The sequence below is a fragment of the Paenibacillus sp. Negev47 genome, assembly GCF_058313655.1.
The window spans coordinates 542,149-564,873 of sequence record NZ_CM177754.1 but is presented as its reverse complement, the minus strand read 5'-3'; the positions used below and the strand labels follow the sequence as shown (position 1 = coordinate 564,873).

At 49.0% G+C, this 22,725-nt stretch carries 17 protein-coding genes and 1 pseudogene; 11 read left to right on the top strand and 7 right to left on the bottom strand.

The features are described from left to right. Window positions 1-11: 11 nt before the first annotated feature. Window positions 12-1,136 (top strand): hypothetical protein, encoded by a 1,125-nt coding sequence (locus AC4G47_RS02695; protein WP_491104650.1) that lies wholly within the window; start codon window positions 12-14, stop codon window positions 1,134-1,136. Window positions 1,137-1,313: 177 nt separating this feature from the next. Here AC4G47_RS02695 and AC4G47_RS02690 read toward each other — a convergent pair. After that, window positions 1,314-1,487: pseudogene (locus AC4G47_RS02690) on the bottom strand (thiamine-binding protein); the annotation flags it as partial. A 248-nt stretch (window positions 1,488-1,735) separates the two neighbouring features. Between AC4G47_RS02690 and AC4G47_RS02685 the strand changes: the two are divergent. Continuing rightward, window positions 1,736-2,257: a stalk domain-containing protein gene (locus AC4G47_RS02685; protein WP_491106628.1), complete on the top strand. Its 522-nt coding sequence runs from the start codon at window positions 1,736-1,738 to the stop codon at window positions 2,255-2,257. A 127-nt stretch (window positions 2,258-2,384) separates the two neighbouring features. On the opposite strand, the gene AC4G47_RS02680 is transcribed toward AC4G47_RS02685, so the two are convergent. After that, window positions 2,385-2,711 (bottom strand): MTH1187 family thiamine-binding protein, encoded by a 327-nt coding sequence (locus tag AC4G47_RS02680; protein WP_458125130.1) that lies wholly within the window; start codon window positions 2,709-2,711, stop codon window positions 2,385-2,387. Between the two features lie 774 nt (window positions 2,712-3,485). Between AC4G47_RS02680 and AC4G47_RS02675 the strand changes: the two genes are divergently transcribed. The 4 genes from AC4G47_RS02675 to AC4G47_RS02660 all read left to right on the top strand — a co-directional run bounded on the left by AC4G47_RS02675 (window position 3,486) and on the right by AC4G47_RS02660 (window position 9,428). Beyond that, window positions 3,486-5,819: a ribonucleoside-diphosphate reductase subunit alpha gene (locus tag AC4G47_RS02675; protein ID WP_458125129.1), complete on the top strand. Its 2,334-nt coding sequence runs from the start codon at window positions 3,486-3,488 to the stop codon at window positions 5,817-5,819. Between the two features lie 377 nt (window positions 5,820-6,196). Continuing rightward, entirely contained in the window at window positions 6,197-7,228 is a 1,032-nt protein-coding gene (locus AC4G47_RS02670; protein WP_458125128.1) for a ribonucleotide-diphosphate reductase subunit beta, read from the top strand. A gap of 167 nt (window positions 7,229-7,395) precedes the next feature. After that, a complete protein-coding gene (locus tag AC4G47_RS02665; protein ID WP_458125127.1) occupies window positions 7,396-8,370 on the top strand; it encodes an SMI1/KNR4 family protein in 975 nt (324 codons plus the stop codon). A gap of 23 nt (window positions 8,371-8,393) precedes the next feature. Then, window positions 8,394-9,428, top strand: coding sequence for a phosphotransferase family protein (locus AC4G47_RS02660; protein WP_491104649.1), 1,035 nt, complete (start codon window positions 8,394-8,396; stop codon window positions 9,426-9,428). A gap of 127 nt (window positions 9,429-9,555) precedes the next feature. On the opposite strand, the gene AC4G47_RS02655 is transcribed toward AC4G47_RS02660, so the two are convergent. Further along, complete coding sequence (locus AC4G47_RS02655; protein WP_491104648.1) at window positions 9,556-11,367, bottom strand: S9 family peptidase; 1,812 nt, start codon at window positions 11,365-11,367, stop codon at window positions 9,556-9,558. 140 nt (window positions 11,368-11,507) lie between these two features. Further along, window positions 11,508-11,927, bottom strand: coding sequence for a metallothiol transferase FosB (gene fosB / locus AC4G47_RS02650; RefSeq protein ID WP_145325609.1), 420 nt, complete (start codon window positions 11,925-11,927; stop codon window positions 11,508-11,510). Window positions 11,928-12,082: 155 nt separating this feature from the next. On the opposite strand from fosB, the gene AC4G47_RS02645 reads away from it, so the two are divergent. The 4 genes from AC4G47_RS02645 to AC4G47_RS02630 all read left to right on the top strand — a co-directional run bounded on the left by AC4G47_RS02645 (window position 12,083) and on the right by AC4G47_RS02630 (window position 17,839). Then, complete coding sequence (locus tag AC4G47_RS02645; protein ID WP_458125124.1) at window positions 12,083-12,982, top strand: glucose 1-dehydrogenase; 900 nt, start codon at window positions 12,083-12,085, stop codon at window positions 12,980-12,982. 181 nt (window positions 12,983-13,163) lie between these two features. Beyond that, a complete protein-coding gene (locus AC4G47_RS02640; RefSeq protein WP_491104647.1) occupies window positions 13,164-14,774 on the top strand; it encodes a gamma-glutamyltransferase family protein in 1,611 nt (536 codons plus the stop codon). Window positions 14,775-15,152: 378 nt separating this feature from the next. Beyond that, window positions 15,153-16,160, top strand: coding sequence for a BMP family lipoprotein (locus tag AC4G47_RS02635; protein WP_491104645.1), 1,008 nt, complete (start codon window positions 15,153-15,155; stop codon window positions 16,158-16,160). A gap of 26 nt (window positions 16,161-16,186) precedes the next feature. Then, window positions 16,187-17,839 (top strand): methyl-accepting chemotaxis protein, encoded by a 1,653-nt coding sequence (locus tag AC4G47_RS02630; protein ID WP_491104643.1) that lies wholly within the window; start codon window positions 16,187-16,189, stop codon window positions 17,837-17,839. A gap of 616 nt (window positions 17,840-18,455) precedes the next feature. Here AC4G47_RS02630 and AC4G47_RS02625 read toward each other — a convergent pair. The 3 genes from AC4G47_RS02625 to AC4G47_RS02615 form a co-directional block, all read right to left on the bottom strand. Then, complete coding sequence (locus AC4G47_RS02625; protein WP_491104642.1) at window positions 18,456-20,135, bottom strand: NAD(P)H-hydrate dehydratase; 1,680 nt, start codon at window positions 20,133-20,135, stop codon at window positions 18,456-18,458. Window positions 20,136-20,334: 199 nt separating this feature from the next. After that, a complete protein-coding gene (locus AC4G47_RS02620; protein ID WP_458125119.1) occupies window positions 20,335-20,967 on the bottom strand; it encodes an NAD(P)-dependent oxidoreductase in 633 nt (210 codons plus the stop codon). A 319-nt stretch (window positions 20,968-21,286) separates the two neighbouring features. Continuing rightward, a complete protein-coding gene (locus AC4G47_RS02615) occupies window positions 21,287-21,715 on the bottom strand; it encodes a GNAT family N-acetyltransferase (RefSeq protein WP_458125118.1) in 429 nt (142 codons plus the stop codon). Window positions 21,716-21,826: 111 nt separating this feature from the next. On the opposite strand from AC4G47_RS02615, the gene AC4G47_RS02610 reads away from it, so the two are divergent. Next, on the top strand, window positions 21,827-22,714 hold the full coding sequence (locus tag AC4G47_RS02610; protein ID WP_491104640.1) for a hypothetical protein: 888 nt from the start codon (window positions 21,827-21,829) through the stop codon (window positions 22,712-22,714). Window positions 22,715-22,725 lie beyond the last annotated feature (11 nt).

The window sequence follows — 22,725 nt, the reverse complement described above, 5'->3', positions numbered from 1 at the left end:
AATTAGACATAATGAAGAAACTTATTACGATTTTGGCCCTAGCGGCATTGCTCAGTGCTTGTGGAAATTCAGAAACAAACAAAACAGTAGACACCTCAACTTCGGAAGCAACCAATACAACAGAGACTGTATCAGCTGAAGCTACAACGACTACATACACTACATATAGTGGAGAAGGATTTTCATTTGCATATCCAGAATCCTGGAAAAGTGTAGATACCAGTCAAATGAACGTTCCAGCACTTAAAGCTGCCTTTTCAGATCAATCCTCATCAGCAACATTTGCAGATAATATTAACCTGACGATTGAGGCCAGCCCTACAGGTTCAATCAATCCTGAAGAGTTCGCTAATAGTGTGGTTGACTATTACGCACAAAGCGGTGAAAATATCGGTATCTCCGATTATAAAAAAACCAGTTACACAAACAAACCTTATAAAGAATATAACGCCGGTGTCTTGGAAGGGTCATATAAACACTCCTCGGGTACAGATGTTGTTCTTGTCCAGTATCTGATCCCGACCAATACTGAACTCTATAGCATGACGTTAACCTATGCCAAAGATACTTATAATCAAGACGAGATCAACGATATCCTTAATTCCCTGAGCATTACTGCTCCTCTAGAGCAAACAACTCAAGCTGCAGCTACTGAACATTCATCTGCCGATGCATCAGCTGCCGATTTCTTTAATGAGTTAACTCCGTTCATTACGGAAAATACAGCCTTCATGGAGCAAGCCTCTTACGATTTCTTTGGCAAGCACAGCGATGTATTTCCTGCCAATACGGCAGAACTTCGCAAAAAAGCACAGGGCCTCGTTGACTCCAATGTAACGACCCGACATTTAAATAAAAATGTGGCCAACTATTATGATACGTTCGTACAAATCAATGGAGAGGTCATCTCCGTTGAAGAAGATAGCTCTCTCGGATCGACCTTCTCAGTTGTTCATGTGATGGATGAGAACGGGAACGATATTATAGCGATATATCCTGCAACGACCGGAGATCTGCTTGACGGTGATTACGCTACGGTTACCGGTGCACCAATTGCCAACTTCTCTTTCGAAAATGTCGGTGGCGGTTACACCAACGCCACGTTGATTGGCGCCTCGTTGGTAGCTGTAGATTAATTGATGATAAGTGTGTGTACAAAAAGGACCAGCTTATGAACGCTAAGCTGGTCTTTTTGTCTTTCAGTTTATAAATGTCAGAAATTCACGTTAACTACACATATACACAATCTAAGCTTTGATTGATGACTTATAAAATACTCAATAACCGAATATATGGATGTTTACACTAAACCATTAATTCGGTTGCGCCTGGAGCGATGTCAGTTTGTCCTGAACCGATTGTAACTTCTGTACGCTTGAGGCATCTGGTCTATCACGACGGTCGTCGATCTTGACGGATGTGGAGACACCCTGAGCTCCTGACAGAAACGGCGCTTCATGCAGAGCCGCAATTGCTGTAAAAATCTCGTGAAGCGTGTCTTCGCTATTATTCCTTAATCCCTATTAATAATCGAGATCCATAAGTAAAAAAATATATTTATTTATATATCCTTTGTAATTCCATATTAATAGTTCAAATTAACTGTGGTTCAGTAAAGTTTTTTGATTCGTAAGAAGCAAAAAAATAATAGTTTCCACCCGTGTCAAAGCTTTCTAATTAGGGTATTATTCTCAGGTACAACACATTTACATAGGAGTTGATGATCTAGGTGAAAATGAAAAAGGTTATTGTTGCTTTATCCATTGGGTTGTTGGTTGGTTCTTCTTCAATGGCTGTAGCTGCTACCTCACAAAAAGTTCAAGCAACTTTGGCAAACTTTAAAGTTATTGTTAACGGCCAGTCCAAAACTGTCACGTCAGATCAATTGCTTTATAGGGGAAATACGTATCTACAACTTCGTGAAGCTGCAAAGATTCTTGGCTATGAAGTTAATTACAAAAGTGCGTCCCGTTCCATTGAGTTTTCTGCAAAGAGTCAATCTCAAGCAGATTGGATTAGCCTGATTGATTTATCCGCATCTAATGGATATCAAGTTGCTCTAAAAGGTGATTCGGCGGATGTTTATAACGTCTCAAAAAATCTAAAAACCATCCTTAGTGTTAACGCCAATGGTCTTAAGGAAAACGAGGAAAAGGTTGTGGCAGATCCATCGGGTAAAACAATTCGCTACAAAAAACTACAGGGTTCTCTAGTTCTGAATCGTGGGGACCTAAAAAAGGCTGGCTTGATCCAATAATTTACTTAAACCAAAACAATCCTCGTTGGAAGAATTTCAGCGAGGATTGTTTGTTATTATTCTCCAAAAAGTACAGTTACTTTTCTAATATGTGAATAATTCCCTTCTCTTGTGTAGATCAATTCTGTTAATTCGGATGCGCCTGGAGCGATGTCAGTTTGTCCTGAACCGATTGTAACTTCTGTACGCTTGAGGCATCTGGTCTATCACGACGGTCGTCGATCTTGACGGATGTGGAGACACGCTGAGCTCCTGACAGAAACGGCGCTTCATGCAGAGCCGCAATTGCTGTAAAAATCTCGTGAAGCGGACCCTCAATAATAGTGCTCATGGAAGTTAACTGATATGTAATACCCCGTTGATGTTCCAATACCTTCTGCATGTCTGCCACATAACTGCTCAGACTGGTCGTTGCTGTTCCAATTGGAATGACAGTCACTTCTGCTATTGCCATTGTGCTCCGCCTCCTCTGGGCCCCGTGAACAACCGCTGCCGCTTATTTTTTAGTCGATTTTTGACTATTTTTATTCTACCAGTTCAATACGTCATAATTCAAACTGACGTGAAGACGTCATTGGAATTGCCCAAAAATTTTTTTTGATAAATCTTCAAATCTTCCAGTCCTTTTCCTTTGCGGATTCCCGGCTTAAATGGTATACTCGGAATTACGTTTTACTGTATCGGCCCACTTTACAAACACAATATGTTGGGTTACAGTATGTTGACAGCTACAAAATGTAGTAACACTAGATTTCTCCGCTTCTATTAGTCACCTTCTGCAATCTCGTGAAAAACAGGATGAAATCACCTTCAAAGGCACGTCCCTGTAGGTGTAAATCGCTTTCTCGAAACAGAGTTGACATGGAGGTTAACGGGGCTGTTTGGACTGCATCCGGTATCCTCAAAACCACAGGTACATCTGCAATAGACAAAAGCTTACATAAGCACCCTTTTCTGTCGATATCCTGAACACTAAGACAGTGAGGAAGCCAGAGCATCCATGGGCATTTTCAGCCGCGAGGCGGGAGAATGCTTTTTATATGAGCATGTTCTGCGTTGTGCTGCTTTGTGCTCCTCAAGTTGAGCGATTTAAGACATGACCTGTCACCGCCGTTTCAGTCCGCAATACGCAACCTGTATCTTTTTCTCACCGTAAGAAGACACTCAATTCTTTATATAAAGAATTTCTCCAATTTATCTCTTAAACATGCGAAAGCGAGGAATATTCATGCCACAAGTTGTGACCAAGCCGAACAATCGCCAGCTTGCCTTTGATGATATGCGCATCTCGGTATATGCCGACCGTATTCTGGAAGGACTGGATATGCTGGACAAGGAACGTCTGGTACGTGGGGTAAACAGCAAGCTCCGCCGTGATGAAGTTACCGGTGACGAGATCAGCAACGCTTTTATGATGAGCGCACTGGAACTGGTAACCAAAGAGGAGCCCAACTGGAAATTTGCAGCGGCAAGATCCCTGCTCACTTCCCTGTACAAAAAAGCGGCTACCAACCGCAGATACAAGTCTTACCCGGACGAGCCTTATGGGGCATTCCATCCTCTTCTTGTAGATCTCGTGAAGAAAGGGATCTACCGCGAAGAATTGCTGGAATGTTACACCAAAGAACAGATCGACGAACTTGCTGAGTGCATTGACTACCGCAACGATCTGCTCTTCGATTACATCGGCTTGCTCACACTGGCAGAACGTTACCTCGCTCACGATTTTGACGGAAAAGTAATGGAGTTGCCACAAGAGCGTTACATGGTTATTGCCATGTATCTGATGCATCAGGAGCCTGCTGAGAAACGTATGGATCTCGTCAAGGAAGCTTACTGGGCGATGAGCAACATGTATATGACAGCAGCTACACCTACGATGTCCAATGCAGGCAAAAAAGTGGCTGGACAACTCTCCAGTTGCTTCATCGATACCGTTGACGACTCACTTGAAGGTATCTTCGATTCCAATACCGATGTAGCGCGTCTGAGCAAAATGGGCGGCGGCATCGGCGTGTACCTTGGCAAAGTCAGAGCACGTGGATCGGATATCCGTGGTCACAAAAACACAAGTTCCGGTGTAATCCCTTGGATTCGCCAACTAAATAATACAGCAGTCAGCGTAGATCAGCTCGGAACACGTAAAGGTGCTATTGCCGTATATCTGGATGTTTTCCACAAAGACATTCTGGCGTTCCTCGATCTGAAGCTAAATAACGGGGATGAGCGGATGCGTGCGCATGACGTATTCCACGGCATCTGTCTGCCTGACTTGTTCATGGAACGGGTATCCAGCCGCGGCGAATGGAGCTTGTTCTGCCCGCACGAAACGAAGAAAGTGATGGGTTGGAAAGACGAGAACGGTCGTGCACTCGGACTGGAAGATTTCTACGATGAGTCCTTTGGCGCAGGTGCGTTCCGTGATAAATACGAAGAGGCGGTCAACCACCCGCTATTGTCCCGTATCACAGTTCAGGCGATTGATATTATGAAACGTGTGATGAAATCCCAGCTGGAAACAGGTACGCCGTACATGTTCTACCGGGATACCGTTAACCGTGCGAACCCGAACCGTGCACACGGTATGGTCTACTCTTCCAACCTTTGTACCGAGATCATGCAGAACCAATCTGCCACTGTGGTAGAAAAGGAAGAACTCGTAACCAAAGATGGACAGACTCGCATCGTGATTTCCAAAGTGCCTGGCGACTTCGTTGTCTGCAACCTGAACTCCATTCACTTGGCACGTGCCGTGCCTCACAATGTACTGGAGCGTCTGGTACCAATTCAGGTACGTATGCTGGACAACGTCATCGACATTAATAATATTGAAGTGCTGCAAGCCCAATATACCAACAGCCAATATCGTGCAGTCGGTCTGGGAACGTTCGGACTTCACCACCTGCTTGCCCTCGAAGGCATTCGCTGGGAGTCCGATGAAGCGGTAACGTATAACGATAATCTGTACGAAAAAATTAACTACCTGCTCGTGAAAGCCAGCATGGAGCTGTCCAAAGAAAAAGGACATTATCCGAAATTCAAAGGTTCCGATTGGGAGAGTGGTCACTACTTCGACCAACGCGAATACACATCAGGTGAGCGCGTAGGCGAGTTCGTAACAACTGAACAATGGAAAGAACTGCAAGCCGAAGTACGGCAAAACGGTGTACGTAATGCCTGGTTGTTCGCCATTGCGCCTAACGGTTCCACGTCCATCATTGCAGGTTCAACAGCCAGCATTGATCCGCTCTATGAGCTGTTATCTTATGAAGAGAAAACAACATACAAGATTGCCAATCCGGCACCTGATCTGTCCGAAAAAACGATCTGGTATTACAAAACGGCATTCATGGTCGATCAACATGCTTCCATCAATATGGCTGCTGCCCGTCAGCGCCATGTCGATCAGGGACAGAGCTTCAACCTGTATGTTCGTCCGGATATCAAAGCAACGGAATTCCTGGAACTGCACTTGCATGCCTGGAGAGCCGGCATGAAGTCGACTTATTATGTCCGAAGCCGGGCATTAACCATTGAAGAATGTGATTCATGCTCAAGCTAAGTTTTGTCCGTAATAGAGAAGATTGACTAGATCCACGATGACCACCAGGGCATCCTGTTTTGATTGCAAAATGGCGTTGCCCTGGTTCTTTTTTGCCTAAAACACGATCACAGCATCGCAAGATGTTGATATAGATGCCACATTATAAATAAAAGAATTAATGATTACACGATAACGAAGAGGACAGAACAAAGCTGGAGAAGCGAAGCTAAAAGCTTTCTGAAAGAAAGCTATTTCGGAAGCACACACTTCGCCTTTATCACCGGATTTTTCCCTTTGAAAGAGGAAATCAAAAAAATCAGGGGATAACAGCGATCGGAAGGTTGTTCTGTCATCGTAGTTATACAGTGTAAATTCATTCAAGGAGTGAACGGACTATGCAAGTACAGAAAATTTTCAACACCGAAGCCCCTAACCAATCGACCCGTATTATTGAAGGTGAATGCTCCGGTATCCTGAACTGGAATGACATCCGCATGCCTCATATGTACAAATTGTACAAAGTATTGCTGCTCAACCACTGGATCGCAGACGAAATTCCAATGTCCAAAGATGCTTCCCAGTTTGCCCAATTGGACGAGGAAGAACAACGTACGTTTAAAGTCAACATCTCTCTGCTCGCGGTACTTGATTCCATGCAGACGATGTTTGTCGGTGACGTAAAACGTTACTTTACCGATTCTTCACTCGAAGCGATCTCGGCCATTATCGGACAACAGGAAGTCGTTCATAACCAATCGTACTCCTACGTCCTGTCTTCGATCGTATCTGATCGGGAGCAAAAGGAAATTTTTGAATACTGGAAACATGATCCAGTCCTGCTTGACCGTAACCGTTTCATCGCAGACATCTACCAAACTTTCCGGGACGAGCCATCTCCACAGACGTTCTTCCAAGCTATGGTAGCCGATCTGGTACTCGAAGGCATCTTCTTCTATAGTACGTTTGCGTTCTTCTACAATCTGGCCCGTGACCAGAAAATGATGGCAACCAGCCAGATGATCTCTTATATCCAGCGCGATGAAAACCAACACTGTTACTTCTTCGCTGAAGTGTACAAACAGCTGCTGGTAGACTTCCCTGAATTGAACACACCTGAGAACATGGACTACGTATACAAAACAATCCATCGTGCTGTTGAGCTCGAAACTAACTGGGCACACTACACGCTCAGCAACGTACGCGGCATTGACCTGAACGAGTTGGAAGATTACATCAAGTACATCGCCAACAAACGTCTGCGTCTGATGGGTATGGAAAAAGCATATGAAGGTGTGGACGTAAACTGCATGCCTTGGATTAAACCATTCTCCGATGAAGCGTTGAATGCAACCAAAACAGACTTCTTCGAAGCCAAATCCCGTAACTACGGTAAAGTCGGCGACGATAACGGATTTGACGATTTGTAAAACCCTGCAGATTCAGTATTTCCGATATAAATAAGTACAAAATAAAACACTCCCTTCGATGGAACGCCTTCATGGCTATCTGCATGCGGGAGTGTTTTTTTGTCTCTTAACCTTGTAAGATAGTTTGGAAGAGATTCGCATCCCTCCTACGGAAGTGAGGCCTATTCATGGAAAAAGAACTGATGGAACAACTCAACTTATGGCATGAGCAGGACCAATTCAGTCTCATTATTGAACGTATTGAAAGTATCCCTGCCTCAGAGCGGGATTATAATCTGATCGGCCAACTTGCCAGAGCCTATAACAATGACGCACGCTACCGTGAAGCTATTCAACATTTGTTGTCTGTCCAGGAGCGAGGAGCAAACGATCCACTCTGGCAATACCGTTTGGGTTACGCATACTGTCACATAGCAAGCTATGAACATGCACTACTCGCTTTTGAAAGAGCTGACGAACTCCTGCCCCATGATGAATCTACGCTTGAATTCCTTCACCAGATTCGTCCCAGAGCAGAGAAGATGCGGCTGGATCGCCAACGTCATGAAGAGAATCTTGCAGCATTGGAGCAGAGTGGTACACAGAATCATCTAAGAGCCGCATCAGGAACTTACGCTCCAGCAACGTTCTGGGTACAAAGCGATTATGCGCAGGAAAATCATGTCTCGGAACCTTTTGACGAAGAACAAATTCTGTCCATTGAGAAGGAATTGGGCTACAAGCTGCCCGCTTCCTATATTCAACTGATGAATACCCAAAACGGCGGTATCCCCGCACTCACGGTTTTCCCCACCCAAGAAGCGACTTCCTGGGCTGAGGATCACATTGCCATTTCAAGCCTGATGGGGATTGGACACGATAAAATATACGCGCTCGGTGGTGAGCTGGGAAGCCGGTTCATGATTGAAGATTGGGGATACCCGGATCTGGGAATTGTGATCTGTGATTGTCCATCCGCAGGTCATGATGTCGTCATGCTGGATTATCGATTCTGTGGTCCTGAAGGTGAACCCTGTGTTGTTCATGTGGATCAGGAAAATGATTATGAAATTACATATCTTGCGCCAAATTTTGAAGCTTTCATCCGTGGATTGGTCGATGAGGATACGTATGACCTGTCTGATGAAGAGGATGAGGACTAAATAATCCAGGAGGGTCGAGCCGTATGACAACCCGTATATATTTTGGTTCCAATCAACTCGGTGAAGTGACAGCAGCTTCATTGCAAGATGCGCTGAATGAGTTCGATCTGGGAACCCTTGAAGATTATCGACGAACAGAAAAGGGAGTTATGGGCCAGACACTGCTCATTCGTTCTTCTAGCGGAGAATACATTCTGAAAGGTAACCCTTTATATCCAGGACAACTAGAGGAAGAAAAATTTTTCGTAGAACAACTGGCGAAACACACTTCCACTCCCGTCCCTGACCCCTATTTATTAAATAAAGATACCGATCTTCTGGGCTGGAGTTATGCTCTGATGCCCCGCCTGCCAGGCAATCACCTATATGATCCATCATTCCAAGCTACGCTAACAGAGCAAGATCAGGAAGCGATCGCCTGTATGTTTGCTCATACTTTGGCTGAACTGCACCGCTGGAAGGTGCCTGATGCGGGAGAATATGATCCTGTAGCGAAGCAGATTGTTTCTTTTGCAGGTAATTATCTGGACTGGTTGTACGGAACCATTCGGCACTGGTTACATGATGCTGAGAAGTACTCTGTGATTACGGATGAAGATGTTCAGTGGGTGGACGAGCAATTCAAGAATGCGGAATCGGCGTTCGAGTCCATGACCGTTCCCGGGTTTGTCATGGGAGACTTCAAGGTCGAGAATGTTCTGATTCAAAAAATGGATTCCCCTTCTGCAGACTGGCAGATTAGTGGTCTTTTTGATTTCACAACCTCCTATTTCGGAGATGGCACAGCCGACTTAACCAAAATGTCCACCAGATATATTCGTGAGGGTCAACCAGAGCTCGCCGCACAGTTCCTTCGCTGTTACCGGGATCTGGTCTGCACGGCGGATGTGGAAAAATGCGAACAATTCCGTTCACGTCTGAGTGTGCATCTGCTCTATCAACGTGTCTTGTGGTGGGGTGAAGCCAAAGCGACAGGACAAGTGACGTGGTCCGAGGAATTACCTTTTGCCCAGTGGGCGGAGCAGGACATCGATTCGATTCTCGCATTGCTGGATTAAGAGGTTCGGATGCATCAACTCCACACATCCGGGCTCACGTCATAAAGCCGCCAAAGATCAATGATGATCTCTGGCGGCTTTTGTCATACCACGATATATCTCAGTCAACGATGGAATCTCACACGGCTTAAGCTTGTGCGACTGATGCCTCCTGATGTTTTTGCAAAAACGCCAACATCCGGCGGTATACGAGAATCTCATTTGCCTTTCTGGAGAAACCGTGGCCCTCATCGTCCAGAACGATATATTCCACATCAAGTCCCTTTGACTGGAGCGCAGCCACAATCTGATCAGATTCAGCCTTTACCACCCTTGGATCATTCGCCCCTTGAATAACCAGCATCGGATTCACCATCTGATCCAGATACGTGATTGGTGAATCCTTCGTTAACCGTTCGCGGTCACGGACCGGATCCCCCAGCCAGTTATCCATCATCGGCTTCCAGTCTTCCGGCACGGAATCCAGGAACGTGAACAGGTTGCATGGCCCAAAAATATCGACCGCAGCCCGGAACAGCTCCGGATGGCGTCCTGCCAGCAACAGGGTCATATACCCCCCATAACTTCCACCTACCACAAACAAGCGCTCCGGCGAGGTAATTCCCTGGTCAAACAGCCATTGGATCCCGGCAACACAGTCCAGCCTTGGGCCTTCGCCCCAATCCCGCTCAACCATCTTGACGAATTCCGCGCCATATCCGGTACTGCCCCGGAAGTTCGGAGCAAAAATATGATAGCCCTGAGCAAGCATCATCTGGAACATCGGCCGGAAAAACTTCGCTTCCGATGCTTGTGGCCCGCCATGCGGCCAAAATACGGTGTAGCCATTGGCCTGCTCCGGTTTTGCTTTGAACAAAAGAGCTTCAATCTCCAGTCCGTCGTAGGAGTTATACCGAATGACGTCAGGGTACACGAGATCACTTGGGTCCAGTCCGGTCACCCGATTGGCAGTCAGCGGCTCCCAGGACTCAACACCCGCCATTTTACGATAAATGTTATGCGGCTCAATTGCCCCACGCCCCAAAATATACACATTGCCAGCCTTGGTAACGGTCACCTGCTCGACTGTATCCAGCGGCATATCTACGCGCCGAGGCTGATCCGCATTTTTGTATAATGCATACATGCGATTCTCTGGCCCTGTAAGTGTCCAGAAGTATAATGTCTCGGAAGCCTGATGCCAGCGGATGATCTCCACATCTTCCCCTTCGATTCTGCACAATGGACGGAACTCACGGGTATCGATACGGTACTCAGCCACATAGGAATATGCCGAGTCATCATTCGTAATCAGCAGAAGGCGATTATCATCTGCAAAAAGTACATATGGAATCTGACTCTGCCGATCTGAAACGGGCACAATTAACTCGGGCTCACCATTCCGATACAGATAGGCCTTCTGGTAGGTATTCGAATATACTTTCAAGATAACATAGGCCTGTTCATCCGCGCTTACAGCAACCAGCTGGCTGGTGGCCTCTTCCCCCTGATGCAGAAGCTCATCCTCTCCCGTCTCCAGATGAAGTCGGCGCGAATTGAGATAGTTCGGGTTACCTGCGCTGGTTATATAATACAATCGCTCTCCATCTTCCGATAAGTGGGCGTAATAACAACGATCATTCGGCTCGGCCTTCACAACGGGCAGTGGAACGCCACCTTCCGGTTGGAGTGCATACAGATGATAGTTCTCATCACCATCCCGATCAAACGCGGTAAGAAGATGACGCCCTTGCGGGTCTGCTTTGATAAATTGACTGCTCTGATTCAAGTAGGTTAAAGGATACGGGTACCCCCCGGGCAAATCCATCGCCCAAATATTCGGCTGACCGTTCAGATTACTGTCCATGAACAAACGTTTCTCGTCAGCCGATACGGCAAAATGCGAAATTCGATACGTCTGAAAATATTGCTCGACATCTGGTTTCGGGAACTGAATCATGACAAACCTCCTTGGATTGAACCAATGAATTTAACATTGGTAAATTAAGGTACTATTTGTCCATATTATAGGTAATGCCAATGTTTAGACAATAGATATGTGAGTTATAATTCTGGATTTTCTCCATTTGCACATCAAACTCATGGATAAAAGGTCATATGAGCTTTGTCTTCACGGTAATAATCCAACCTTTGCTTCATCGTACCTGTATGCAGTTCGAACAGATGACCATCCGGATCGGTGAAATATACAGAAGCTGCATCCCGCGGATCTCTTGGCCTTCCGGGAAGAATGTCAGCTCCGGCTGCTCGCAGATGTTGCACCGACTCTTCGAACTCCTCCTCTTTGACGGTAAATGCAATATGGGTATAGGTTCGTTCCGTATAGTTGCGAATAACATCCTCCTGATTCAGGGCGATCCACAGACCGGCAAGCTCAAAATAAGCCAGTTTGCGTCCTTTCACCTGAATTCGGGCCCCGAGAGCCTGCTCATAAAAGGTAATGGCCCGCTCCAGATTGGATACGGAAAAGCACAAATGATTAATTCCCTGAATATTCATGTGGCTCCTGACACCTCCATCAATTTTAGGATCTATCCTTATTATGGTATATTTTGTGCAAAAAACAACCGCTCTGCTGCTTCCTCCTGCACCTTCTTTTGGGCGAATGCATAGTTTATCCGTATCAATGAACGTTCGAGGAGGATGTAAAGCTCATGAATCCTGTTTATCCTTTTTATGGTGAGAAAACGGTGTGCAAGGAGCAAAAGCTCGCATTCCCGCCCCAGCATCAGGACCAGCAACCCGGACTGGAGACCCTGATGGTACCTGAACCGATCAGTGAAGACCCTGCCTATATCGGTAGCTGCAAACTTGAAGGAAAGGTTGCCATTATTACGGGTGGTGACAGTGGAATCGGCCGGGCGGCCGCCATCGCTTTTGCAAAAGAAGGGGCGGATATCGTCATTGCTTATCTATATGAACGGACAGATGCCGAAAGGACTCGCGAGCGAATCGAAGAATTGGGGCAGCGCTGTCTGTTAATCGAAATTGATCTCCGCTTAAAGAAAAACTGTGATGCTGTCATTCGCACGACCATGGAAACCTACGGGAAGATCGATATTCTGGTCAACAACCATGGCGTACAGTATGTGCAGCCAAGCATCGTTGATATTACAGAAGAACAGCTGTATCACACCTTTCAGACGAATGTGTTCGCCTATTTCTTTTTGATCCAGGCCGCTCTCCCGCATCTGTGCAAAGGCGCTTCCATCATCAATACAGCTTCCGTTACAGCATACAAAGGCAACACCCAATTAATCGACTACTCCTCCACCAAAGGAGCTGTCGTGTCGCTGACTCGTGTACTCGCCCAGTCGCTCGCTGCACAGGGGATTCGCGTGAATTCCATCGCCCCGGGACCTATCTGGACCCCGCTCATTCCTGCCAGTTTCTCTGCTGAGGATGTGCAGGTATTTGGAACAGATACGCCTATGGGTCGGGCTGGTCAGCCTTACGAACTGGCGGCAGCCTACGTCTATCTCGCTTCCCGCGATTCATCCTACGTCACAGGTGAATGCATTCATGTGAACGGCGGCGATATGGTAACAACTTAGGGTGATATCGTTAATTGATGTCACTCCACTTGGCAAAAACATTTCTGAACGATGTGCTGCTGATGTCAGGTTGGATTTGGCAAGTGTGACAGGATATCGGTTGTCCGGTTGCGAAGAAGGTTAGGAGTAGATCCGGTGATCCCGGAGCCTGACATCTTGCGACAAGGAGCTGAACGCCCAGATGAACTTTGATCCACTCTACCAACCGTACCCCTCTTACCGCGTGCCCGTGTATGCCAAGCAAGGCATGGTTGCCACTTCACAGCCACTGGCTGCACAGGCAGGTCTGGATGTATTGAAAAAAGGCGGCAACGCCATTGACGCCGCCATTGCAACTGCGGCAGCACTGACGGTGCTGGAGCCCACGTCCAATGGCATTGGAGGCGATGCTTTTGCCCTCGTCTGGACCGAGGGCAAACTGCATGGCCTGAATGCCAGCGGCCCTGCGCCTCAGGGCATATCCATTGAGGCGCTTCAAACAGCAGGCCATACGGAGATGCCGAAGCTGGGAGTTGTTCCGGTGACGGTGCCTGGCGCACCGGCGGGTTGGGCCGAGCTGAGTCGCCGCTTTGGGCGGCTCACGCTGGCGGAAGCGCTGAAACCGGCCATCCGCTATGCGGAGGAAGGTTACCCGCTTGCGCCAGGGCTGGCCCGCCACTGGGCAAGGGCAGCCGAGATCTATGCACGCCAGGGTGATGCGGAAGCAGGGCGTGCGTGGTTTGAGACATTTGCTCCAGGCGGGCGTGTTCCCGCAGCTGGAGAGATGTGGCGCTCGCCGGATCATGCGGCGACTTTGCGCCAGATTGGCGAGAGCGAAGCGCGAGACTTTTACGAAGGAGAACTGGCCGAACGCATTCATTCCTTTATGGCAGAACACGGTGGTTATCTGACTCGCGAAGATCTGAAGGCTTTTCAGCCGGAGTGGGTTGATCCCATCTCCGTCTCCTATCGTGGATACGATGTATGGGAGATTCCGCCGAACGGACAAGGATTGATTGCTCTGGCGGCGCTTAATCTGCTGAAAGGTTACGCATTCAACGAGAAAGAATCCGTTCTGGCGTATCATCGGCAGCTCGAAACCATGAAGCTGGCATTTGCCGATGGGGAGAAATATATTACCGAAGAACGCAACATGGGCGTGATTGTGGAGGAACTGCTGTCCGAGGCCTACGCGGAAAAACGGCTCAAACTCATTGGTGATACCGCACGTGCACCTGAGGCAGGCGATCCACGCGCAAGTGGAACGGTCTATCTGGCAACAGCGGACGGTGAAGGCAACATGGTTTCCTTTATCCAAAGCAACTATATGGGCTTCGGGTCCGGACTGGTTGTTCCAGGGACAGGCATTGCATTGCAAAATCGCGGACACAACTTCTCACTGGACCCGAATCATGCAAACGCTCTGGAACCGGGTAAACGAACGTATCACACCATCATTCCGGGGTTCCTCACCCGCGGCAGCGAAGCGGTCGGTCCATTTGGCGTCATGGGCGGTTTCATGCAACCGCAAGGTCATGTGCAGGTGGTCATGAATACGATTGATTATCACCTGAACCCACAGGCTGCACTGGATTCTCCACGCTGGCAGTGGACGAAGGGCAAAACGATTCTTGTGGAACCCGGTTTCCCGCAACATATTGCACAGGCACTTGCCCGAAAAGGACATGATATTCAAGTGGCGCTCGATCCATCCCAGTTTGGACGCGGTCAGATCATCTGGCGGAACCCGGACAATGGCGTATTATGCGGCGGTACGGAAACGCGAGCCGATGGCTCCATTGCGGCTTGGTAAAACTCGCGTAACTTCTATTATAAGGACGGTTAAAAATATCCCGATGTGCTTCACGTATCTGCTATTCAAATTCAAAGACACAACAGAGATGAATCATCTCTGCTGTGTCTTTTTTATTTTGAACATCGGCAAACAACAGACTGAAGTCATATGCGCCCCCTTTAACCAGATAAATGTAAAACCCATGTACAATTCATGAAACATATTAAGATTTGCGTAAATTTTCAATGTAAACCATAAATCACAGTACCCTTCTGTCCGATAAAGATAAAGGGGAATCTCACCACATATGTCACCCATATATGCGTATTTCTCCACATCTGAAGAACATTTCAAATTAGCAAAAAGCAACTACAGAAATGAGGGTATACAACACACATGAAAACAAACAAGAGCACCCGCGCAGGTCTCACTCTAATGATGATCCTGACGGTGCTGATGCTGGGGGCTTGTTCAGCCAATAATACAACAACGACAACAGATACCAGAACGAAAGTCGGTATTGTTCTTACGGAGGTTGGCCTGGGTGATCGCTCCTTTAATGATGCTGCTTTTGATGGGCTGGTTCAGGCCAGAGACGAGAAAAGTATTGTATTTGACTATCGCGAACCGGGAGAGAATGGATCTGCTGAAGCTGCATTTGAGGAATTTGCGGTAGCCAAATTCGATCTGATTATTGGTCTGAGTGATACGGTCCAAGCCGACATGGAGAAGATCGCTGCCAAATATCCCGATCGGCAATTCCTGTTGATTGACAGTCAGTCCGAGTTACCCAATATTGCTTCCATCTCATTCCGGGCGGAAGAAGGAAGTTATCTGGCAGGCGTTATTGCCGCTATGGCTTCAACAGAAGATCGTGTCGGTTTCTTGGGTGGCATGGAGATACCGGTCCTTCGCAATTTCGAGCAGGGTTTTGAGCAAGGTGTCCTCGCTGTCAAGCCGAATGCAACAGTGGATGTCGTCTACGCAGGGAACTTCGGTAATGCCGATCTGGGTGAACAGCTCGCTGCACAGATGATTCAGGAAAAAGGGGCTGACGTGATCTACGTAGCTGCCGGTCTCACAGGCGTGGGCGCACTGACGGAGATTCAGAAATTAGGGAAATACGCCATCGGCGTAGATACCGATCAGTTCTTTTTAGCGGAAAAAGCCATTCTGACATCCATGCTGAAAAATGTGGATGTATCGATCTATAATGCCGTTAACTCGTTCATTCAAAACAATCACACCTTCCCTCAAAAGGAAATCGTGGAGGGGCTGGCAGAGAACGCCGTAGGTCTGACCGCTCTACATAATATTACGCTTAGTGATGAACAACAGAAAACCTTCGATGATCTGAAAACACAGATCTCTTCCGGTCAAATCACAATTATGCTTGATCAATAACCCATCGGATTCGAGGAGGTACGCATATGAAACTACAGGGAAAACTGATACTTAATGCTCTGATCTCGCTACTTCTATGCCTTGCGCTGGTAGCCTATATCATCATGGAGTTGCTCGGTATGAATGCCAAAAATCAAAATCTGGTCCCTGCCATGCTCAAGGTGAGTGAACTGAACGCCAATCAGATTCAGACCCAGCAGGCACTGGACGTCTATTCATTCTCCATGACAGCAGGAAATCAGGACGCCGTACTCCGCTTGCTGGATGAAGGCCAAACGATGATCCAGGAGCTTACGGATGGATTGCTGGAAACGGATCAGCAGTTGCAGCTGATTCAGTCCATCCAGACGAAACTACAAGCTCTGAACCAGGGAGCCACCGAAGCGATGACCAAAATGAACAGTGCGGAAGCCAAACGTTACAGCACTCGGGTTCGGGGCATACAGAACGATATCTATTCGTTGGATGAAATAACGCGAGATCGATATGATCAGTATACCGTCGATTTGGAGCGTGACATCCAGCAAACGTGGCAAGTCGCTCTCGGCGGAGCCATCGTGCTGCTCGTCGCCGTGATGTTGTTCAATATGTATACTTCACGTCAGATCGCCAAGCGCATTCGCACGCTCAAAGACGCCGCAGGACAGATTGCGGATGGTGACCTTACCCTGCAATTACCGGAAGCTCGGGGCAAAGATGAACTCGATGACCTGAGCCGTTCATTCCGTATCATGACTCATAATATCCGGGGCATTATTCAATCGATTGGCGCAGCCGGTCATCGTGTCGATCTGATGGCGCAAGACATTGACCGTGGGAATGATACGTCTCAAGCGATTGTGCAGCAAGTATCCCGTACAACCGAGGAACTTGCGGTTGGCAGTCAGAAGATTGCCGAGGACCTGAGTGAAACGGTCATCGTTGTGGACAAGATGCAATCTACCTTCAATAGTAATCTGAAGGCTACTTCCCAATCCGTGATCGATGGTCGTGAAGTATTAACTACCGTTGAAGAAGGTAATAAAGCCGTCGCGGAACAACTCCGCCTGGCCGAAGTGAACCGTCTGGCGATGTCAGAGGTGGAGCAGACGGTCCGGGAACTGGAAGACAGCGCGGTTCGAATCACCACGATGACCGCATATGTATCGGAAATTGCCAAGCAGACGACCATGCTCTCGTTAAATGCCTCCATTGAGGCTGCTCGTGCCGGAGAAGCCGGGCGCGGCTTCGCTGTCGTGGCAGGAGAGGTAAATAAGCTCGCGGAACAGTCTGCGCAATCGGTCAAGCATATCTATGCGGCTGTTGGCGAGATTACAACCTCCATGGACAAGGTGAAGAACTCGGTAGCGCAGAGCATGCAGCTATTCGGCGAACAGGAACAAGCTACCGGCCAGACCCGGGAATCCTTCTCCGCCATTCGTGAAAGTGTAGAGCGCATTAGCACCGGCATCCACCAGCTTGCGGAGGATATGCAGCATTCGAACGAGCTCAGTACACAGGTGCAGCAGGCCATCGAAAATATCAGTGCCATCACTGAGCAGTCAGCCGCCAGCAGTGAAGAGATTACAGCCTCCACGGCGGAACAACAACGTTCCTTCGCCGATGCGAGTATTAAGGTCAAGTCACTGCGTGATATCAGTGCAGAGATGCATCAGGAATTGCTGCGTTTCCGGCTGTAAGCAGGATACCGGAGAATTTTCGGGCCGGACGTAGTTGGGATGTAGTTTAGATGCAGGTTAGATACAGGTTATAGGCTAGCCAAGATCAGGCAGCATGAACATACAACAAATAAAAGGGGAGCCTCCGTCATGAATCATGACAGGGCTCCCTTTTTCAGTAACTAATCGTTGTTTCATCTAACCATTGTCCCCAAGACACGCACAAGTCGGTAACCAGACACGAAAGTTGATAACAAGGCATCAGCGTTTCAGATCCAAACGTTTAACGAACTGAGCAAATCTTATTGGGCCACTAATTGCAGATTATAAAAACTAACGAATCTCAGGCACTCTATTCCCTAATTCATCCCGGTTTTTCAGGTGTTTTATCTGAAATACACAGAAATAAGGTGGATGAGATTCGTTAGCTTTTGCTCCTCGATGTAAACCGTGGCATAAGGTGTATCAGGTTCGTTAGAGCATTGAGCATTGAGTACTGAGCAATGAACAATGAACAATGGACAACGTTCACTCATCAATTTTTGGTGCGCTGGTTCGTTGGATAACTTGCAGTTTGAAAATGAATCGTCATAGGAAGCAGCCCAAAACCGAGAGCTTGTCCAATACCTGCCCGTCCTCATAGTGCGTCGATAATGTCTCCAGCCAGCAGGGATGATGGATCGCCTCGCAGCAGGGCTGCTCGTTCGGCAGCCTGTCCGTGGAGATATACGCCGAACGCGGCGGCTTGCTCCGCGCTGAGCCCTTGGGCAAGCAGACCGGCGATGATGCCGGTCAATACGTCTCCGGCACCGCCCGTCGCCATGCCGGCGTGCCCGGTGGTGTTGATGTACGCCTCGCCGGATGGCGTTGCGATGACCGTTCGTGCTCCTTTGAGCACAAGGGTCACGCCCTGCTCGCGGGCGTATCTTGCAGCGTGCCCAATCCGGTCACGCTGCACCTCCGGGGTCGACATGCCCAGCAGTCGGCCCATCTCGCCAGGGTGCGGCGTCAGGATTGTCGCCGCACTTCGCTGGCCCCAGTCGCGAGGCCCATGTGGGCCAGCGTCTGCCAGCATGTTGAGGGCGTCCGCGTCGATGACGAGCGGACGATCCGTTTGTTGCCACAGACGGCGCAGCCAGTCTGTGTCGCCCTTGAAGCGGCCGAGGCCCGGGCCGGTCGCGAGCACGTCGCGGCTCTCCGCGAGACGCAGCACGACGCCCGCGGAAGCCGCGTTCCATTCGCCGCTGTCGCCATCGGCGGCGGCGGCCAGCATGAGCTCGGGCACGGTGCCGATGACATGCGGCAACAGTGCCGCGGGCAGCGCCCATGTGGCGAGCCCGCAGCCTGCGCGCAGCGCGGCCTCGGCCGAGAGCAGGCCTGCGCCGCTCATCGGCAGACTTCCTGCGGCCAGCAATACGTGGCCGTAGGTGCCTTTGTGGCCGTCCGGTGCCCGGAGACGGCCTGTGTCCACGCGCAGCGCACCGCGCAGCACCTCGTCCGTCAGCAGACGGACCGAGGGGCCATGCTCTGGCGCAAGGCGCGCGGGAATGCCGATGGCGCGCACTACGATGCGCCCCGCGGCAGAAGCGCCCGGGTACTGCACAAGCCCGCGCTTAAGCAGCGCAAGGCATACGGTCACCCGGGCTTGAATGCAGGGCTCGTACACCTCTCCAGTGTCGGCGTTCAGCCCGCTTGGCACATCGGCGGACACGACCGGCTTGCCGCTGTCGTTCGCCGCCTCAATCAGCGCCGCGTAAGCTCCTCGCGGCGCCCCCCGCGAGCCGGTGCCCAGCAGCGCATCCACGATGCCTGTGCACCGGCTGAAGTCCACGGCTTCGCGCCCGTGGACAACAACAGGGATGCCGAGCTGCGCAGCGGCATCCCGTTGCACAGCGGCTTCGCCCCGCAGTGCCTCCGGGGCATCGGCGTAGACCAATGTCACGCCAAGCCCTGCTTCAACCAAATGGCGCGCGGCCACCAGTCCGTCGCCGCCATTATTGCCCTTGCCGATCAGCATGTACCACTGCTGATCACCAGGGCGCTCCATCACCAGCGCCGGATCGGCGATGATGTCGCCACCATAACCTTGCCGATCGCCGGGCCCGGTGTGTGCCCGCCGCACATCTGTCTTGCTGCTATAGCCAATATGCCCTGAATCCGAAAGCCAGCCTTCTTCCTGCTCTTCCCGGCACAGCTTGATCACTTCCTCAGCAATGGCCCGACCTGCATTCTCCATCAGACTCGCAGCAGGAATACCCAACTTTTGAATGGTATACTCGTCTACAGCCCTCATCTGTTCAGCCGTTACGATAAACAACGTTCATCCCTCCCCGGAGGCAAGCTCATCTAATATCTAAAAGCAACAACTTCGCACCTAAACGCTGCATCCTACACGTGTATCGCCATCTTTACCTTGCCACATCCAGTTATCATGATACGCTCCATGTATCATTGGAAGCTCTATCGATCCCCGTATATGAGACCTAGTCATTCAACCTTCCAAAGCCTGTCTACGCTTAATAACCGACCGTAAATCGCGATTGGATAAACTGCGGATCGTCCAGTTCGTCCACCAAAGCCGCTGCAAAGTCACCAACGGAAATGGAGCTCTCCCCGATATCATCCGTAATCACCCGGTTCATGCCAACCCGGAACTGGCCTGTCCGCCGTCCTGTTGTGATCGTTGCAGCAGGACTCATATACGTCCATTGAATATCCGATGCTTCAATCAGATCATATGCTTCTGCATGAGCTTTCGCCAGAGGCTTGACTTCCTCCGGGAATCCCGGCGTATCCATCAGCATATCACCGGAATCAGTCAGCAAGCTTCCTGCTCCACCAACCACAACCAGACGTCCTGCTTTTGCACGGCGCACACCCTCAATTAATGAACGTGTTACTTCCAGCATCTCTTCTTCTCCACCGAACCTCGGTCCATACGCACTCACTACCACTTCTTGTCCTGCTGCAAAATCTGCCACCTGATCCGGGTTAAGCAGATCTCCCTGTTCTACACGCAACCGCTCATGTACCATCTCAATCTTCGACGGATCACGTACTACCGCAGTCACTTCATGACCACGATCCATCAACTCCCAAAGTATCGTCTTGCCAATCGCTCCGGTTGCTCCAAAAATTGCAACTTTCATATTAAATCCCTCTTTTCTGTAAATATCATCTCATCAACTTACCGTTATTTTAATACTTAATCCTATTGTTATATACCTTAAACGGCTCACGCCATCTTAAACCGGATGTGAACAACTTGTAAACCTATCTCTTACAGCTGATATGTAGAAAACCAATCTTCACTTCTCTACCGGATGAAACACCGACACTCAGAAGTATCCCTCTCCCCACAATCAAGCAACATGGATCATGAAAAAAAGCCGCTAATGCGGCTATACTGAGATGATTTCATAATGATATGCAATTTAGTCTCACACCAATAATTCAGTTTCCGTTTCGCTAGGTAGTCGATCCTTCTTCTCCCTGCCTCCACCACATGCCCTCCGATTTTGGGCTGGTGTATTCAAATCCAAATTGAGCATACAAGCGATCAGCCGGAACATCCGCCAGCAGACTGACCAAACCACGGGCAGGTACTGCTTCACGTAGGTAGTTCATAATCTCGCTCATGATTAGTTTTCCATACCCCATTCCCTGAACATCCGGGTGTACAGCTATATCGACGACCTGAAAGAAACAACCGCCATCTCCAATCACTCGCCCCATGCCTACCAGCATATCTTCTTCACGCAGACATACGGCAAATAGGCTATTCGGTAGACCAATCTCAGCCCCCTCCCTGCTCATTGGACTTAGGCCGGCAATCTGCCGCAGGGCAAGATACTCCACTGCTGCGGGTGGTGTGTGTTCAATATTCACATGATCCATGAATTGTGCCCCTTTCTGCTTGAATTCATCTACTTCCTGTGTAATAGTGAGAGAAAGCTTACGTGAAGCGTGTTTCATGATACGTGAAGTTGGTGCAAAGGAGGAAAAGGTGTGTTACAACGCTGGATTGAAGATCTAACATCGAACTCAGGTGCTGTGGCTGTGCTAATCGGAATTATAGCTCTGCTTCTGGGGATATACATATGGTCTGCCACTGAAGTTCGCCGTAGCCACGAAAGGCGAATGAGAAGGATACGAGATACATTATACATAAGTACAGCCCTCTTGGGACAACTTACCATCCAGGAAAATCGGAAATATGAACAGTCGGAACATGAACATAACGGTCTGATAACGGCAATGTTAGCCTGCAAAGCTGCATCTTACCTATCCCCTCAACTACAGGATCAGATCCGTGACTGTATCAAGGAACATGACCCTGCCAAACTCGGACTCATGCACAGAGCACTGGAACGAGAATGCACCGTATTATCAGATGAACTCAGCCGGGATACACAAGCAGACCATTGGGGCACAGCAATCTGGACGATCCTTCGGCCCATAGCCGAACCAGCGGCAGTAGCAGCCACAGGGTTTCTGGTCGCAGATCTGTTATTTCGTCAGCGGATGTTGGACGTTCCTGTGGACTCATGGGACAGCATCTTGCCATGGATTCGCGCGGTTTCCCTGATGATCACAATAATGTATGGATATCTGCTCTGGGCCAGCCCACGTCAGGATACATCGGGTACAATCACCAAAACGCTTTCTTTGCTAATTGCGCTATGCTCCTTGCTCCATCTGATTGGACTTGTTGCCGCCCCTTATGCCCTTGGACTACAACTGATTTTATTCACCACAGGTTTCGGACTGACTGGAACCCGTTCTCGCAGTGATCGCCCTTATGTAGGGCATACCGAACTGGAACCAGCGAAGGAAGTCTCTACGGAGATTGTAGTGAGTCCATTACGTAAACCAGGTAATCATACTGGTGAATAACTTATGCTTAG

Excerpts from the sequence above, each read along its gene's own strand:
- AC4G47_RS02695 (WP_491104650.1), top strand. The coding sequence starts at position 12 with ATGAAGAAACTTATTACGATTTTGGCCCTAGCGGCATTGCTCAGTGCT.
- AC4G47_RS02685 (WP_491106628.1), top strand. The coding sequence starts at position 1,736 with ATGAAAAAGGTTATTGTTGCTTTATCCATTGGGTTGTTGGTTGGTTCT.
- AC4G47_RS02680 (WP_458125130.1), bottom strand. The coding sequence starts at position 2,711 with ATGGCAATAGCAGAAGTGACTGTCATTCCAATTGGAACAGCAACGACC.
- AC4G47_RS02675 (WP_458125129.1), top strand. The coding sequence starts at position 3,486 with ATGCCACAAGTTGTGACCAAGCCGAACAATCGCCAGCTTGCCTTTGAT.
- AC4G47_RS02670 (WP_458125128.1), top strand. The coding sequence starts at position 6,197 with ATGCAAGTACAGAAAATTTTCAACACCGAAGCCCCTAACCAATCGACC.
- AC4G47_RS02665 (WP_458125127.1), top strand. The coding sequence starts at position 7,396 with ATGGAAAAAGAACTGATGGAACAACTCAACTTATGGCATGAGCAGGAC.
- AC4G47_RS02660 (WP_491104649.1), top strand. The coding sequence starts at position 8,394 with ATGACAACCCGTATATATTTTGGTTCCAATCAACTCGGTGAAGTGACA.
- AC4G47_RS02655 (WP_491104648.1), bottom strand. The coding sequence starts at position 11,367 with ATGATTCAGTTCCCGAAACCAGATGTCGAGCAATATTTTCAGACGTAT.
- fosB (WP_145325609.1), bottom strand. The coding sequence starts at position 11,927 with ATGAATATTCAGGGAATTAATCATTTGTGCTTTTCCGTATCCAATCTG.
- AC4G47_RS02645 (WP_458125124.1), top strand. The coding sequence starts at position 12,083 with ATGAATCCTGTTTATCCTTTTTATGGTGAGAAAACGGTGTGCAAGGAG.
- AC4G47_RS02640 (WP_491104647.1), top strand. The coding sequence starts at position 13,164 with ATGAACTTTGATCCACTCTACCAACCGTACCCCTCTTACCGCGTGCCC.
- AC4G47_RS02635 (WP_491104645.1), top strand. The coding sequence starts at position 15,153 with ATGAAAACAAACAAGAGCACCCGCGCAGGTCTCACTCTAATGATGATC.
- AC4G47_RS02630 (WP_491104643.1), top strand. The coding sequence starts at position 16,187 with ATGAAACTACAGGGAAAACTGATACTTAATGCTCTGATCTCGCTACTT.
- AC4G47_RS02620 (WP_458125119.1), bottom strand. The coding sequence starts at position 20,967 with ATGAAAGTTGCAATTTTTGGAGCAACCGGAGCGATTGGCAAGACGATA.
- AC4G47_RS02615 (WP_458125118.1), bottom strand. The coding sequence starts at position 21,715 with ATGGATCATGTGAATATTGAACACACACCACCCGCAGCAGTGGAGTAT.